This window comes from Phenylobacterium sp., from assembly GCF_020402505.1.
GTDB lineage: Bacteria > Pseudomonadota > Alphaproteobacteria > Caulobacterales > Caulobacteraceae > Phenylobacterium.
The window spans coordinates 1-14,206 of sequence record NZ_JADBZL010000102.1 but is presented as its reverse complement, the minus strand read 5'-3'; the positions used below and the strand labels follow the sequence as shown (position 1 = coordinate 14,206).

Genomic DNA, 14,206 nt, shown 5'->3' with positions numbered 1-14,206 from the left:
CGTTGCGGGCCGGTCGTCACCCTCCGGCCCGGGTCTCTCCGGCGCTCTCAGACCTCTCCGCGTACCTTTCGGCGATCACGGCCACGACCATCAGCTGGATCTGGTGGAAGACCATGATGGGGAGCAGGACCAGCCCCAGGGTGTCGCCCGGGAACAGCGCGCCGGCCATGGGCACGCCGCTGGCCAGGCTTTTCTTGGATCCGCAGAAGACCAGGGTGATCTCGTCCGGGGTTGACAGGCGCGCGGCGCGAGCGGCGGCCAGGGTGAGATAAAGGACAAGCGCCAGGAGGACGCCGCAGACAAGGGCCAGCTTCATCAGGTCCAGGGCGCTGAGGCGGCTCCAGAGGCCTCCCGTGACGGCGTCAGAGAAGGCGGCGTAGACCACAAGCAGGATCGAGCCCCTGTCCAGCCGGGACAGGGCCTTCGCGCGCCCGGCGAGGAGGCCTGCGATCCAGGGGCGCAGGAGGTGTCCGGCCAGGAAGGGGGCGAGCAGCTGGAGCCCGATGGTCTGTAAGCCCTCCAGTGAGGCCCCGCCGCCGGTTCGGTGAAGGAGGAGACCCGCCAGCACAGGCGTCAGGACAATCCCGATGAGGTTTGAAGCCGTCGCCGCCGCGACGGTCGCAGGCACGTTCCCGCGGGCGATGGCGGTGAAGCCGATGGAGGACTGGATGGTCGAGGGCAGACAGCCCAGGAAGATCAGGCCGGGCGCGAGACTGGCCGGCAGCATCCAGGCGGGCAGGGCGGCGGCGGCGAGGGTCAGGAGGGGGAACAGCACGAAGGTGGAGGCCAGCACCAGGGCGTGAAGCCGCCACTGCGTCGCGCCGGCGATGACCGCCTCTCGGGACAGGCGGGCGCCGTGAAGGAAGAAGACCAGGCCGATGCCGACCGAGACGGCGACGTCCAGGATCGGGCGGGCCTCGCCCCGGGCCGGCAGCAGGGTGGCCAAGACCACCGCGCCAAGGATCAGGAGGATGTAGACATCGGGCTTCAGCAGCGCGAGCCAGCGCGCGCCTCCGCCCGTCGTCACGCGTCGACCAGGAAGGACAGCTGCCGCTCCGACACTGTGTTGCGGCCCTCGGCGATCTCACGGTCCAGCAGGCGGGTAGGGTAGTCGCCCGTGAAATAGTGGTCTGTGAACTGCGGGCTCACCGCATCGCGCGGACCCGCCTCCATCGCCCAGTAGAGGCCGTCTACTGAAAGAAAACCCATGGAGTCCACGTTGAGGATGCGCGCAATGTCCTCGACGCTGTGCTGCGCCGCCAGCAACTTGTCACGGTCGGGCATGTCGATGCCGTAGAAGTCGGGCCACTGGATGGGCGGAGAGGCGGACCGCAGGTGGACTTCTGCGGCGCCGGCCTCGCGGACCATGCGCACCACGCGGATGGAATTGGTGCCGCGAACGATCGAGTCGTCGATCAGCATGACCTTCTTGCCAGCCAGGACCGCACGATTCGGGGACAGCTTCATGCGCACCCCGGTTTCCCGGGCGCCCTGGGTGGGCTGGATGAATGTCCGCCCGACGTAGTGGTTGCGGATGATCCCCATCTCGAAGGGAAGGCCGGCTTCCTGGGCGAAGCCGAGGGCCGCCGGGACGCCTGAGTCCGGAACCGGGACGACCACGTCAACATCCGCCGGGTGCTCCTGGGCCAGCCGCCGGCCCATCCGCTTGCGGACATCATAGATCGACTTGCCGTTCACGACGCTGTCGGGCCGGGCGAAATAGACATACTCGAAGATGCAGGGACGGGCGCGGGCGGCGGGAAAGGGCCTGAGGCTCTGGAGGCCGTCATGGTCGATCACCACCATCTCGCCATGCTCGATGTCCCGGACAAAGCGCGCGCCGATCATGTCGAGGGCGCAGGTCTCGGAAGCCAGGACCGCATGGCCATCCAGATCGCCGAGGACGAGGGGGCGTATGCCCAGGGGATCGCGGACGCCGATCAGCTTCTTGTTGGTGATGGCCACAAGGGCGTAGCCGCCTTCGATCTCCCGCAGGGCGTCGATGAACCGGTCCACGAGGCGCGGCCGGCGGGACCGGGCGATCAGGTGCAGGATCACTTCGGAGTCCGAGGTGGACTGGAAGATCCGACCCTCCGCCACCAGCTGCTGGCGAAGGGTCAGGAAATTGGTCAGGTTTCCATTGTGCGCGAGGGCGATGCCGCCAGTGTCCAGGTCGGCGAACATGGGCTGGACGTTGCGGATGACGCTGCCGCCGGCGGTCGAGTAGCGGGTGTGTCCGATGGCGAAGGATCCCGGCAGACGCGTGGTCAGGTCCCCGCCGGCGAAGGCGTCGCCCACGTAACCCATGTGCCGTTCGGTGTGGAATCCATGTCCGTCGAAGCTGGCGATGCCGCAGGCTTCCTGGCCCCGGTGCTGAAGGGCGTGCAGCCCGAGCGCAGTGACCGCCGAGGCGTCCTCGACGTCGAAGACCCCGAAGACGCCGCATTCCAGCCGCGGTGCGTCGTCATCAGGATCCCGGGGTGACCAATGATCGGCGGGGGTTTTCACCAGGGCGTCTCCGCTGCCTTGTCGCGATCAGGGGGGGGTGGTGCTCTCATATCCCCCGGAGCCCTGCATGTCACCCTCGTGACGGTCCCCAAGGGCGCTGTCGACGGCGTCCCCGACCTTGGGGGCGACCTGTCCGGCCAGATCCAGCCCCTTGGGGGTCAGGGCTCGGATCAGGTCCGCGGAGCGCGCGGTCAGAGGGTAGAAGAGGGAACCCGTCAGCCAGGACGGCGCATAGCCGGCAGGGGTGGCGGCCGTGAACGCCAGGTTGCAGACCCCCAGGAAGAGGGTCGCCCGGACCAGGCCGAACGCAAAGCCAATGGCCCGGTCCAGGGCGTTCAGAAGGCGGGCCTGCCGGATTCCGCCCGCCAATCCGGCCCCAGCCACCCTGAGCCCAAGATAGGCGCCCACAAAGAGGAGGAGAAAGGTGAGGGGCGGCGCGGCCCAGTCCGGGTTGAGCCTGGCGTCGACAAGGGGCTCCACATGCCTAAGACAAAGGATGGCGACGGCCAGCGCAAGGACGAGGGAGGTGAGGGAAACCAGCTCTTTCAGGGCGCCCTGGAGATACCCCAACCCCGCCGAGATCAGCAGGATGGCCAGAAGGATTATGTCAAAGGGGATCATCCCAGGCTCGTCCAGCCGCCTTCGCCGATCCGGGCCACCGCATCGGCCAGGCGGGCCGCACCGGTCAGCTTCAGCGCCCCGGCATCCGCGTCCCGGGGCCCCAGGGCCTGGCGGAAGCCCAGCTTGGCGGCTTCCCGCACCCTGGCTTCGGTCCGGCTGACCGCCCGGACTTCTCCCGAGAGGCTGATCTCGCCGAACACGACGCAGTCCTGCGGCAGGGCGACGTCGAGGGCTGAGGAGGCGAGCGCGGCCGCGGCGGCGAGGTCTGCGGCCGGTTCGCTGATCCGCAGGCCGCCGGCGACGTTGAGGTAGACGTCCCGCGCGCCGAGGGAGAGCCCGCAACGGGCCTCCAGGACGGCCAGCACCATGGCGAGGCGACCGGAGTCCCAGCCCACGACGGCCCGGCGTGGCGTGCCATAGGCGGACGGCGCCACCAGGGCCTGAAACTCTACCAGGACGGGTCTTGATCCCTCAATCCCTGCGAAGACGGCGGCGCCGGCGGCCCTTTCACCCGAGGTGTCCAGGAAGAGGGCGGACGGGTTGGCGACTTCCCGCAATCCCGCATCCCCCATCTCGAAGACGCCGATCTCGTCGGTGGCGCCGAAGCGGTTCTTGACGCCCCGCAGGACCCGGAAGGGGTACCCACGCTCGCCCTCGAAGGTCAGGACAGCGTCGACCAGGTGCTCGATGACCCGGGGGCCGGCGATGGCCCCTTCCTTGGTCACGTGACCCACGAGGATCACCGCCACACCCTCCTTCTTGGCCAGGCGCACGAGTTCGGCGGAGGCCGCCCGGACCTGGGTGACGGAACCCGGCGCCGCATCGTGCGCGTCGCTCCAGAGGGTCTGGATGGAATCTATGACCACCAGGTCGAACTTCGATCGCTTCAGGCCGTCGAGGACATTGCGCAGGCTGGTCTCCGCGGCCAGCTGGACGGGTGCGGCCCCCAGGCCCATGCGCTGGGCCCGGCTGCGGACCTGGTCCACGGACTCTTCGCCCGAGATGTAGGCGCAGGTGGCGCCCCGGGTGGCCGCGGCGGCCACGGCCTGCATCAGGAGGGTGGACTTGCCGACCCCCGGGTCACCGCCCACCAGGATGGCCGAGCCCCGGGCGACGCCGCCGCCGCAAACCCGGTCGAACTCCTCGATGCCGGTCTGGATCCGGGGAAGGGCGCGCACCTCTCCGGACAGCCCCTGGAAGTCGAGGCCCCGGGTCCGAGAGGGGCGGCTGGCGGCCAGGGCGCCGGGCGGTCGTATCCCGCTCTCCTCCACCATGGCGTTCCAGGTCCCGCAGGCGGGGCATTGACCGCTCCAGCGGCTCTGGGAAGCCCCGCAGGACTGGCAGACATAGGTCGCGCCATCTCTGGCCATCGAGGTCTCCTGATTCGCCCGCCGGGATCAGTCTAGCCCCGGTTGCGTCAGGAACGGACATAGCGCCGGCGCGCCCGGGTGCTCAGCCGGACCAGGCACTCGTGCGCCACGGTGTCGGTCGCGGCGGCGAGGTCATCGACCGGCAGGTTGGGGCCCATCAGTTCGACGCGGTCGCCCGGTTTGGCCGGCGTCTCCCCGATCTCGATGGCGAGGAGATCCATGTTGATGATCCTTACCGGCCGGGGGGCGCCCGCAAACCAGGCCTTGGCTCGTCCGCCACCCCGGCGCAGAAGCCCGTCTGCATATCCGGCGGCGACGACGGCGATCCGGGTGGAGCGCGCCATCCTCAGGCCCGATCCGTAGCCGAGCCACTCCCCCGCCTCGACGGTGCGGACATAAAGAACCGGCGCGTCCAGGGTCGCGACGGCCTCGATCCGGGGATCCGGTTGCTCGAAGGGACCGCCACCGAAGAGGCTGACCCCCGGACGCACCATGTCGAACCGCCACTCCGGGCCCAGGAAGGTTCCAGCGGAGGCGGCGAGGCTGGCCGGAAGGTCGGGGAGCCGGCTTCGGGCTTCACGGAACCGGGCCAGTTGCAGGGCGTTCCTCGGGTCCCCCGGAAGAGTGGCTGACCCGAGGTGGCTCATCAACAGCACCGGCTTCAACCCTGCGGAACCGCCGCGGGCGAACCCGGCAAGATCATCCGGGGATAGACCCTGACGGTTCATGCCGGTGTCCACGTGCAGGCCGACCTCCAGCTGAGGCTCCGCCTGACGGGCCGCCGCCACCTGGCCGGGGTCGGCGAGCACGGGAATGAGGCCAGAGCGCCGGACGCGGTCGGCGGTCCCGGGTACAAGGCCGTCGAGGACGAAGATCCGTGCGGGCCGCGTTTCCCCAAGACCCTTCCTCAGGGCCTCGCCCTCATCCAGCCGGGCCACGAAGAAAGACCGTGCGCCGGACTCCCACAGTCGTCGTGAAACCCGGGCGGCGCCCAGCCCGTAGCCGTCCGCCTTGACCACCGGGGCGACCTCGGCCCCTGCTGCGACGGCGCACAGGGTCCGGTAGTTCCGGTCCAGTGCGGAGAGATCAACCGTCAGGCGGGCGCGGTGGGGCATCGCGCGGACATAGCCAAAGCCGGACCCCAGGGCTAGCGGATGTCGTACCGGCCTGGATCCCGGGCGAGGTTGCCGAACTTGGTGATCTCTTCATTGTACGAGAGTTTCACCGTCCCGATCGGACCATGCCTCTGTTTGCCGATGATGATCTCGGCCATGCCGGAAACCTTGTCCATGTTCTCCTGCCAGGTCAGGTGCTCGGGCGTTCCCTCGCGGGGCTCCAGGCGCGAGAGGTAGTAGCTCTCCCGGTAGATGAACATCACCATGTCGGCGTCCTGCTCGATGGAGCCGGACTCCCGCAGGTCCGCCAGCTGGGGCTTCTTGTCCTCGCGGTTCTCGACCTGGCGGGACAGCTGCGACAGGGCGATCACCGGGACGTTGAGCTCCTTGGCCAGGGCCTTGAGGCTCTGGGTGATCATGGAGACTTCCTGGACCCGGTTGTCGTTCCGGCTCTCGCCGCTGGTGATCAGCTGGAGGTAGTCGACGAAGATCACGTCCAGACCGTGCTGGCGCTTGAGGCGCCGCGCCCGGGCGGCCAGCTTGGCGATCGACAGGCCGCCGGTGGCGTCGATGTGCAGGGGCGCCTCCTGGATTTCCAGGGCGGCCTCGCGGATGCGGGCGAACTCCGAGGCGTCGATCTCGCCTTTGCGAAGCCGGTCGCCGGAGACGCCCGAGACCTCGGCAAGCAGCCGCATGGCCAGCTGCTCGGCCGACATTTCCAGCGAGAAGAAGGCCACGACCCCGCCGGAGACCGTCTTCCGCGATCCGTCGGGCTGGGGTTCCCAGGCGTAGTTCCGGGCGATGTGGAAGGCGATGTTGGCTGCGAGGGAGGTCTTCCCCATGGAGGGGCGGGCCGCCAGGATGACCAGATCGGACGGATGCAGGCCACCGATCTTCTGGTCGAGATCGATCAGTCCGGTGGACAGACCCGCCAGGCCCCCGTCTCGCCGATGGGCTTCGGCGGCCATCTCCAGGGCGCCGCCAAGGGCGTCGACGAAGGAGATGAAACCCTGCGAGGCGCCGCCGGTCTCGGCCAGGGCGTAGAGGCTGGCCTCGGCCTCCTCGATCTGGTCCAGGGCGGTTTGGGCGTCTTCGGGCGCCTGGGCGCGTACCGTGATCTCGCCGCCGATCCGGATCAGATCCCGGCGAAGGGCGAGGTCATAGATGGCGCGGGCGTAGTCGGGGGCGTTGGCGGCGGGCGGTGCGCGGTCAACAAGGTCGGCGAGGTAGCGGACTCCGCCCAGGGCCTCGAAGGCCGGGTCGCGGCTGAACTGTTCGGCCAGCAGGATGGGCTCAGCCAGCTGTCCCTTGCGGATCTGGGTCTGGATGGTGGCGAAGAGCCGCTGGTGGAAGGGCTCGTAGAAGTGCCGGGGCTCCAGGTTGTCCCCAAGCCGCTCGAAGGCGGCGTTGTCGTAAAGAAGCGCCCCAAGCAGCGCCTGTTCGGCCTCCACATTGGCGGGAGGGTGAGGAATGTCCACGTCATTGACGGGGGGGACGAGATCGAGAGCCGGAGCGAGCGCCATCCCGTCAGGATAGCCCGCGACGGGGGTCCGGGTCACGACGCGCCCGGGGGCGATGCACAGGTAATCTCAGCCTGTGGAAAAGGATCGCCGGGCCCGGTGTGTCCGGGCCCGGCGGGGGACCTTACCAGTTGTAGCTCAGGCGGGCGTAAACGTAGCGCCCGTTGAAGCCGAAGGGTGAGAAGTTCGGGAAGGCGACCGGTCCGGTGGTGTTGACATTGGTCGGAGTCCGGTTCGGGTACTGGTCCAGGGCGTTGCTGACGCCCAGGGCGACGCCGACGCCGCTCTCGTTATTCCAGCGGCCTTCCAGGTCGAGAAGAACATGTTCGCCGACCTTGTAGTCGAGCGAGGGCGTGTTGCTGGGCTGAAGGACATCGCCATACCGGGTCAGTTTGCCTGAAACGCCGAAATCGCCGCGGGTCCAGTCCACACTCAGTACGTACTTGGAAGCCGGGGTGCCTTCCTCGAAGTTCAGGCGGTTGGCACGGTCGAAGAGGGGTGGCGGCACGGGGAGGGACTCCAGCACCGAGGTTTTCGGCACTGCGGTCACATCCGTATCGTTGAAGTTGGCGGCTCCAGTGACGTCCAAGTCGCCAAAATCACCCATGTCCCAACGGTAGCGGGCGACGATGTCCAGGCCGTTGGTCTCAGTATCCACACCATTGATGAAGAAGCGGGCTGCGCCAAGCTGGGCGCTGGCGCCGGGCGGGTTGATCAGGCCGCAGATGGCCTGCGCGGTGGGAGTGCCCGTCGGATTGCACTGGATGTTCTCGGAGAGGACGATCCGGTTGTCGATCTCGATGCGGTAGGCGTCGATGGTGGCCTCGAAGGCGCCGGTGCGGAAGACCAGGCCCAGAGAATAGTTCACCGACTCCTCCGGCTGCAGGGCCTTGCCGCCCAATGACTTCGCCACCGCGCTGGTAGAGGGGAAGGTGCCCACCTCGACCGGGGTGCTGACGCCATTGATCGCCAGGAAGTTGGTGGACGTCGCCGTGAAAAACTGCTGCTGCAGGGCCGGAGCGCGGAAGCCCGTGGCGAGGGTGCCGCGGATGGCGAGGGCGTCATTGAAATCGTAACGGCCGGAGATCTTGCCGGTCGTCTTCGAGCCGAAGTCCGAATAGTTCTCGTAGCGTACCGCCGCAGCCACGCCGAAGGCGTCGGTCACGGGCAGGTCGAGGTCGGCGTAGACCGACTGGGAGTTCCGGTCCTTGTCCACCTCGTTGCCGGGCTGGAAGCCGGGGAAGCCCTGGGACCCCGCCGCCTTGCCGGCGACGCCGCCGAAGACCCAAGAGGCCCGTTCACCCTGGGTGATCTGGTAGTGCTCGCGACGGTATTCGACCCCGAGGGCCAGGTTCGCAGGCTTTGCGAGGCCGAAGTCGAGGGGCCGCGTGCCGCCGATCTGGGCCACCAGCTGGTCATACTGCATCTTGCCGGCGTCGAAGTCGGTCGGAGAGCCCGCGCCCATGGAGGCGTTGACCGAGTCCCGGACCCCGTAATGGACCTGGTTGTAGCCATAGACCAGGCCGGCATCGATCTCGAAGCCAGCGAGGCTGCCACGCAGGCCGCCGGCGGCGCTGTAGTCGGTGATGTCCGTCGTGATCAGCGGCAGGAAGCCGATCGGCCAGATGGACGGCACATTGTTGGGGTTGTTGGCCAGGCGCGGGAAGGCGGCGCTGTCCGTCTTTCGCTTCTGATATCCCCCGAAGCCGTACAGGTCCCACTCCTCGTTCAGGGGCTTGCCGGCGTTGGCGTAGACCGTGATCTGGTCGACCTGGGGGTCGCCGAACCGCGAAGTCACCTTGCTGGGCGTAATGCGCGGGTCGAGGTCGCCCCGGCTGGTCGGGTTCCGGAACAGATACTCGCCGCTGACGGTCAGGAAGCCGTCGGAACCCAGCTTGAAGCCCTGCCAGCCCGTCGCCGTGAAGGTGGGTCCGTCGTTCTTGTCGCGCCCCTTGAGATCGCGGGCCGTCCGGACCCGGGTGTCATAGACGCCGTAGGTGACCGAGGCGGAGCCGCCCTCATCCGCTTCACGCAGGCGCATGTTGACGACGCCGGCGATGGCGTCCGAGCCGTACTGCGCCGAGGCGCCGTCCCGGAGCACTTCGATACGGTCCACGGCGACCGTCGGGATGGAGTTCAGGTCGACGGCGGCCGATCCACGGCCGATCGAGCCATTCACATTGACCAGGGCCGACGAGTGCCGGCGCATGCCGTTGATCAGCACCAGGGTCTGGTCAGGCGCCAGGCCGCGCAGGGTGGCCGGACGGACGCTGTCCGTGCCGTCGGTGATGGAAGGGCGGGGAAAGGTCATGGAAGGCGCCACGGCGGCGAGGGCGGTCGCCATTTCCGTGTTGCCCTGGCGGGTCAGGGCCTCGGTGGAGATCACATCGACCGGGGCGAGGGTCTCCAGACGGGTCCTTCCCTCGGTCCGGCTGCCGGTGACGACCAGTTCCTCGACCTCACTGGCGGGTTCGGCGGCCTGAACGGCGCCGGCCAGGAGGGAGGCGGCCGAGACGGCCGCAAAGAGTGCAGAGCGATAGAGCATGGTGTTTCCCATTGAGATGACCGGACAAGGCCGATCGCAGACCTATTTAGAACGCGTCGATGCGCAGGGATGTCACGTAAATGCCACATCCTGCGGCCCATTGCGTCCATGCCCGGACACGAAAAGGGCGCGGACCTCTGGGATCCGCGCCCGACTTCCGAAACAGGTGTCCCGGGAAGGTTAGTCCCCGTAATCGCCATCCTGCTGGCCGGCGCCGCCTTCCAGGAGGTCCTGGGCGGTCTCTTCGGCGGCGGCGCGCTCTTCGGCGAACTGCGACTCGATCACGTTCTCGCCACGGGCCTGCCGTTCGGCTTCGTCCTCGGAGCGGGCGATGTTGAGAGTGACGGTCACCGTCACCTCGGCATGCAGCTTCACCTTCACCTCATGCAGGCCGAGGGTCTTGATCGGCTTGTCGAGCACGACCATCGACCGTTCGACCTTGCCGCCGGCGGCGTTGATGATGTCCGCCACGTCCCGGCCGCTGACCGAGCCATAGAGCTGGCCGCTCTCGCCCGCCTGCCGGATGAGGATGTAGGCGGTTCCGTCGAGGCTTTCACCGGACTTGGCGGCCTGTTCCCGGGCGCGTTGGTTGCGAGCCTCAAGCTCGGCGCGCTGGGCCTCAAACACCTTCATGTTGGAGGCGTTGGCGCGCAGGGCCTTGCCGCGGGGCAGGAGGAAGTTTCGGGCGAAGCCGTCCTTGACGGTGACCACGTCGCCCAGGGCGCCGCGGCCTTCGACCCGCTCCAGAAGAATGACCTTCATTTCGGGGTCTCCTTACTTCACGACGTAGGGAAGGAGGGCGAGGAAGCGGGCGCGCTTGATGGCGCGGGCCAGTTCACGCTGCTTCTTCGCCGACACGGCGGTGATGCGTGACGGCACGATCTTGCCGCGCTCGGAAATGTAGCGCTGCAGGAGCTTGACGTCCTTGTAGTCGATCTTCGGCGCAGCGGAGCCCGAGAAGGGGCAGACCTTGCGGCGGCGGAAGAAGGGGCGGCGGGCGCTCGCGGCGGGCGCGGCTGCGGTTTCGTCGGTCATGGTCTCGGCCTCCGGTCTCAGTAGGCGTCTTCGCGACGGGGTTCACGCTCGCGCTCGCGGTCGCGGCGCGCGAGGATGGGCGACAGCTCCAGGTCCAGTTCCTCGACCCGGATCGTCAGGTAGCGGAGAACGTCCTCGTTGATGGACAGCTGGCGCTCCATCTCCTTGACCGCCGCCGCCGGCGCGTCGAGGGCGAGAAGCGAATAGTGACCCTTGCGGTTCTTCTTGATCCGGTAGGTCAGGTTGCGCAGGCCCCAGTACTCGATCTTGGCCACGGCGCCGCCGTGTTCCTCGATGATCGCCTTGATCTGGTCGTTCAGGGCTTCGGCCTGCTGCGGCGAGATATCCTGCCGCGAAATGACGACGTGCTCGTAGAGCGCCATGTTTCCTTCATCCCATGTGGAGGGCGGCGCGTCCGGCGGCGGGTGACCGTCGGAAACGATGGATCCCGGGCTGGCGGACGGGGCTTTCCCGTCCCTTTGGCGCTCCAACCCGCGACCGCCTTCCGTTGAAGCGGCGGTGCATAGAGGAAAGCCCGCACCGGCGCAAGGAAGTCAGCCCCTGGGCCGGCCTCCCCGGCGTCGCAGCTACTTGCGCTTACCGGCCCTCCAGGCCTTCACCGCGCCGAGGGTCTGGTTCACGTGGTCGTTGGGATCGAGGTTGTCGTAGGAATGGATCACCGAGCCGTCGGGGGCGATCACGTAGGAGACGCGGCCGGACATGCCGGGCATCGACATGCCCTTCATGGTCAGCGGGGCGTCGTAGCGCTTGGCGATCACCGCGCCGGGGTCGGCGGCGACCGGAAACTTGCCGCCGCAGTGTTCGGTGTCCTTGGAGAACTGGGCCAGCTTGTCGGTCTTGCCCGAGGTCACGCCGATCACGGTGGCGCCGTTGGCCTTGAATTCATCCACGGCCTCGGAGAACAGGCGGGCCTCGAGGTTGCAGCCGGCCGTGTAGGCCGAGGGGAAGAAGTAGAGCACGACCGGACCCTTCTTCAGGTTGTCCGCGAGCCTGTAGGTAAAGGCGTTGCCCGCTAGGTAGGCGGGCGCGCTGAAGTCCGGCGCCTTGGCGCCCGGCGCAAGCTTGGCGGCGGCGGGGGAGGCGGCGACGGCGAGGGCGGCGGCGAGGAGGGCGGTGCGAAGCATTGAAAATCCTCCGGGACGGTCTAAACGACTGCCAAATGGGATGGCTTTGGGCTACTGCACGCCGGTCGATCAGTGCGTCCGGACGGCGCGGAAATCTCACAGGCCCGGATATAGGATGACCAGCCCGCTATTGCGACCGGTTCTTGCGGCCATCGACCTGCCGGACCTGCCGGGTCACTACCGGGGCAAGGTGCGCGAGAACTACGATCTTGCAGACGGTCGCCGGGTCATCATCGCCACGGATCGCCTCTCCGCCTTCGACCGAATTCTCGCGGTCATTCCTTACAAGGGCCAGGTCCTTACGCAGACCGCCCGGTTCTGGTTCGAGAAGACCGCGGATATCTGCCCGAACCACGTGCTGGAGTACCCGGATCCGAATGTGGTGGTGGGACGCCGGCTCGACATCCTGCCCGTGGAGATCGTGGTGCGCGCCTACCTCGCCGGGACGACCGGCACCTCCATCCTCACCCTGTACCGCCAGGGCGCCCGCCAGATGTACGGCGTGCGGCTGCCGGAGGGCCTGGCGCCGAATGCGCGCCTGCCCGAACCCATCATCACGCCGACCTCCAAGGCCTTCGACGGTGGCCACGACGAACCCCTCAGCCCCGCGCAGATCCTGGAGCAGGGCCTTCTGACCCCCGGCCAGTGGGACCAGGTCTCGGCCTACGCCCTGGCGCTCTTCGCGCGGGGGCAGGCCCTGGCGTCCGAGCGCGGGTTGATCCTGGTCGACACCAAGTACGAGTTCGGGCTCGATCCTGACGGAAGGATCATTCTCGCCGACGAAATTCATACGCCGGACTCCAGCCGTTACTGGATGGCGGACAGTTACGAGGCCCGGCTCGCCGCCGGCGAGCGGCCCGAGAGCTTCGACAAGGACTTCGTCCGGAACTGGGTGGCGGAGCGCTGCGACCCCTATGTCGACCCCATCCCGCACATCCCGCCGGAGATGATCGAGCAGACCTCGGACGTCTATGTCGACGCCTATCGCAGGATCACGGGCCTCGCCTTCCACGCGCCGTCCCCCGGTGAGGATATCGCCGCGCGGGTTCGCCGGAACCTTGCCCGCTACGTCGTCTGAACTCCGCCCAGCCCGCCTTCTTCCGATCCGGACGCCTCCCATGACCGAGCAGCCCTTCTTCCTCCGCGACGGCGCCGCCTTCCTGCCGCAGGCTTCGGGGCGCGGCCCCTGGAACCCGCAGTCCCTGCACGGCCGGGTCGTCATCGGTCTGATGGGCCACGCCCTGGAAAGCGCGTTCGGCTCGGACGACTTCATCCCGGCCCGCCTCACCGTGGACATGTACCGCCTGCCCAACTTCGACCCGATCGAGGTGAAGACCACCCTTATCCGCGAGGGCGGTCGGATCCGCATGGCCGAGGCCGAGCTGTTCTCGGGGGGCAAGAGCTCGGCGAAGGCGTCCTGCCAGTTTCTTCGGCGGACGGAGAACCCCCCGGGCAAGATCTGGAGTCCCCCGGGGTGGAATGCGCCCCATCCGGACTCCATTCCCGATCCGGATCCCGCCACCGCGCCCATGGGGCGGATGTGGGCGGTCAGGCCCATCAAGGGCGGCTTCGGCGCGGAAGGCGAGCGGCAGATCTGGATGCGCGAGGTCCGGGAACTGGTCGGGGGTGTTCCCCTGACCCCCTTCCAGCGGGTCGCCGTCGCCTCGGACTTCGTGAGCCCCTTCGCCCACGCTTCGTCAGATCAGGGTCTGGGCTTCATCAACACCGACGTGACCGTGTACCTGCACCGTCTGCCTGTGGGCGAGTGGGTGGGGTTCCGATCCGTCAACCACCAGGCCACGGATGGCGTCGCCGTCGGCGAATGCTGGCTCTACGACTCGGAAGGCTCTCTCGGCTTCGCCAGCTGCGCGGCCCTGGCCCAGAAGCGTGCGCCGCGCTGAGCGACCTCAGTAACCCTTCAGGTCGGGGTCCAGGGTCTGGCCCTCGTCGAGGGGCACCCCGAACGTGTTCAGGATCATTGAGACCTGGGTGTACTGGCCCACGGTGAAGACGAGGTCCATGCGCTGCTTCTCCGTGAAGCGTCCTGCAAGGGCGGTCCACGTAGGCTCCGAGATGAACTTGTCATGGTGCAGCTCGTCCGTGGCGAGCAGCAGCAGCCGGTCGTCCTCGGACCACTCCGGCGACTGAGCGCCCAGTTTGATGCGGGCGATCTCGGGAAGGGTGAGGCCATCCCTGAGGCCGATCTCCACATGCTGGGTCCATTCGTACCCGGACTTGCACAGGTATCCGACGCGCAGGATCACCAGCTCGCGCTGACGTGGCGGCAGGTCGTTGCGGCGCGACAGGACGTAGTTTCCCCAGGCCAGGAAGGCCCGGGCGGCCTTCG

Annotated in this window: 14 protein-coding genes; 2 read left to right on the top strand and 12 right to left on the bottom strand. The window is 68.0% G+C overall.

Annotated features, from left to right (window positions below; genetic code table 11):
* Nucleotides 1-16: 16 nt before the first annotated feature.
* From IM632_RS08025 to IM632_RS07975, 11 genes are all read right to left on the bottom strand, one after another.
* A complete protein-coding gene (locus IM632_RS08025; RefSeq protein WP_296552195.1) occupies nucleotides 17-1,027 on the bottom strand; it encodes a bile acid:sodium symporter family protein in 1,011 nt (336 codons plus the stop codon).
* Nucleotides 1,024-2,511, bottom strand: coding sequence for an amidophosphoribosyltransferase (purF, locus tag IM632_RS08020; protein ID WP_296481555.1), 1,488 nt, complete (start codon nucleotides 2,509-2,511; stop codon nucleotides 1,024-1,026). Before purF ends, IM632_RS08025 begins: the two co-directional genes overlap by 4 nt.
* A gap of 24 nt (nucleotides 2,512-2,535) precedes the next feature.
* Nucleotides 2,536-3,129: a CvpA family protein gene (locus IM632_RS08015; RefSeq protein WP_296481432.1), complete on the bottom strand. Its 594-nt coding sequence runs from the start codon at nucleotides 3,127-3,129 to the stop codon at nucleotides 2,536-2,538.
* Nucleotides 3,126-4,499: a DNA repair protein RadA gene (gene radA, locus IM632_RS08010; protein WP_296481437.1), complete on the bottom strand. Its 1,374-nt coding sequence runs from the start codon at nucleotides 4,497-4,499 to the stop codon at nucleotides 3,126-3,128. Before radA ends, IM632_RS08015 begins: the two co-directional genes overlap by 4 nt.
* A 47-nt stretch (nucleotides 4,500-4,546) precedes the next feature.
* On the bottom strand, nucleotides 4,547-5,614 hold the full coding sequence (gene alr, locus IM632_RS08005) for an alanine racemase (RefSeq protein WP_296552194.1): 1,068 nt from the start codon (nucleotides 5,612-5,614) through the stop codon (nucleotides 4,547-4,549).
* Between the two features lie 32 nt (nucleotides 5,615-5,646).
* Nucleotides 5,647-7,137, bottom strand: coding sequence for a replicative DNA helicase (locus tag IM632_RS08000; RefSeq protein ID WP_296481558.1), 1,491 nt, complete (start codon nucleotides 7,135-7,137; stop codon nucleotides 5,647-5,649).
* Nucleotides 7,138-7,258: 121 nt separating this feature from the next.
* Nucleotides 7,259-9,679 carry a TonB-dependent receptor gene (locus IM632_RS07995; protein ID WP_296498023.1) on the bottom strand — a complete coding sequence of 807 codons (2,421 nt, stop codon included), beginning with the start codon at nucleotides 9,677-9,679 and terminating at the stop codon, nucleotides 7,259-7,261.
* A gap of 180 nt (nucleotides 9,680-9,859) precedes the next feature.
* Nucleotides 9,860-10,441, bottom strand: a complete 582-nt coding sequence (gene rplI, locus IM632_RS07990) for a 50S ribosomal protein L9 (RefSeq protein ID WP_296481445.1) — start codon at nucleotides 10,439-10,441, stop codon at nucleotides 9,860-9,862.
* Between the two features lie 12 nt (nucleotides 10,442-10,453).
* Complete coding sequence (gene rpsR, locus IM632_RS07985) at nucleotides 10,454-10,714, bottom strand: 30S ribosomal protein S18 (protein ID WP_293519340.1); 261 nt, start codon at nucleotides 10,712-10,714, stop codon at nucleotides 10,454-10,456.
* Nucleotides 10,715-10,731: 17 nt separating this feature from the next.
* Complete coding sequence (rpsF, locus tag IM632_RS07980) at nucleotides 10,732-11,097, bottom strand: 30S ribosomal protein S6 (protein WP_296481450.1); 366 nt, start codon at nucleotides 11,095-11,097, stop codon at nucleotides 10,732-10,734.
* 204 nt (nucleotides 11,098-11,301) lie between these two features.
* Complete coding sequence (locus IM632_RS07975) at nucleotides 11,302-11,859, bottom strand: peroxiredoxin (RefSeq protein ID WP_296481453.1); 558 nt, start codon at nucleotides 11,857-11,859, stop codon at nucleotides 11,302-11,304.
* Nucleotides 11,860-11,974: 115 nt separating this feature from the next.
* Between IM632_RS07975 and IM632_RS07970 the strand changes: the two genes are divergently transcribed.
* On the top strand, nucleotides 11,975-12,937 hold the full coding sequence (locus IM632_RS07970) for a phosphoribosylaminoimidazolesuccinocarboxamide synthase (RefSeq protein WP_296481456.1): 963 nt from the start codon (nucleotides 11,975-11,977) through the stop codon (nucleotides 12,935-12,937).
* Between the two features lie 40 nt (nucleotides 12,938-12,977).
* On the top strand, nucleotides 12,978-13,760 hold the full coding sequence (locus IM632_RS07965; protein ID WP_296498025.1) for a thioesterase family protein: 783 nt from the start codon (nucleotides 12,978-12,980) through the stop codon (nucleotides 13,758-13,760).
* Nucleotides 13,761-13,766: 6 nt separating this feature from the next.
* On the opposite strand, the gene IM632_RS07960 is transcribed toward IM632_RS07965, so the two are convergent.
* The coding region (locus IM632_RS07960) for a carboxymuconolactone decarboxylase family protein (protein ID WP_296552193.1) at nucleotides 13,767-14,206 on the bottom strand (440 nt) is incomplete at its 5' end.

Bases quoted from the DNA above. Each gene is read 5' to 3' on its own strand.
- IM632_RS08015 (WP_296481432.1), bottom strand. From the start codon at position 3,129: ATGATCCCCTTTGACATAATCCTTCTGGCCATCCTGCTGATCTCGGCG.
- radA (WP_296481437.1), bottom strand. From the start codon at position 4,499: ATGGCCAGAGATGGCGCGACCTATGTCTGCCAGTCCTGCGGGGCTTCC.
- alr (WP_296552194.1), bottom strand. From the start codon at position 5,614: ATGCCCCACCGCGCCCGCCTGACGGTTGATCTCTCCGCACTGGACCGG.
- IM632_RS08000 (WP_296481558.1), bottom strand. From the start codon at position 7,137: ATGGCGCTCGCTCCGGCTCTCGATCTCGTCCCCCCCGTCAATGACGTG.
- IM632_RS07995 (WP_296498023.1), bottom strand. From the start codon at position 9,679: ATGCTCTATCGCTCTGCACTCTTTGCGGCCGTCTCGGCCGCCTCCCTC.
- rplI (WP_296481445.1), bottom strand. From the start codon at position 10,441: ATGAAGGTCATTCTTCTGGAGCGGGTCGAAGGCCGCGGCGCCCTGGGC.
- rpsR (WP_293519340.1), bottom strand. From the start codon at position 10,714: ATGACCGACGAAACCGCAGCCGCGCCCGCCGCGAGCGCCCGCCGCCCC.
- rpsF (WP_296481450.1), bottom strand. From the start codon at position 11,097: ATGGCGCTCTACGAGCACGTCGTCATTTCGCGGCAGGATATCTCGCCG.
- IM632_RS07975 (WP_296481453.1), bottom strand. From the start codon at position 11,859: ATGCTTCGCACCGCCCTCCTCGCCGCCGCCCTCGCCGTCGCCGCCTCC.
- IM632_RS07970 (WP_296481456.1), top strand. From the start codon at position 11,975: ATGACCAGCCCGCTATTGCGACCGGTTCTTGCGGCCATCGACCTGCCG.
- IM632_RS07965 (WP_296498025.1), top strand. From the start codon at position 12,978: ATGACCGAGCAGCCCTTCTTCCTCCGCGACGGCGCCGCCTTCCTGCCG.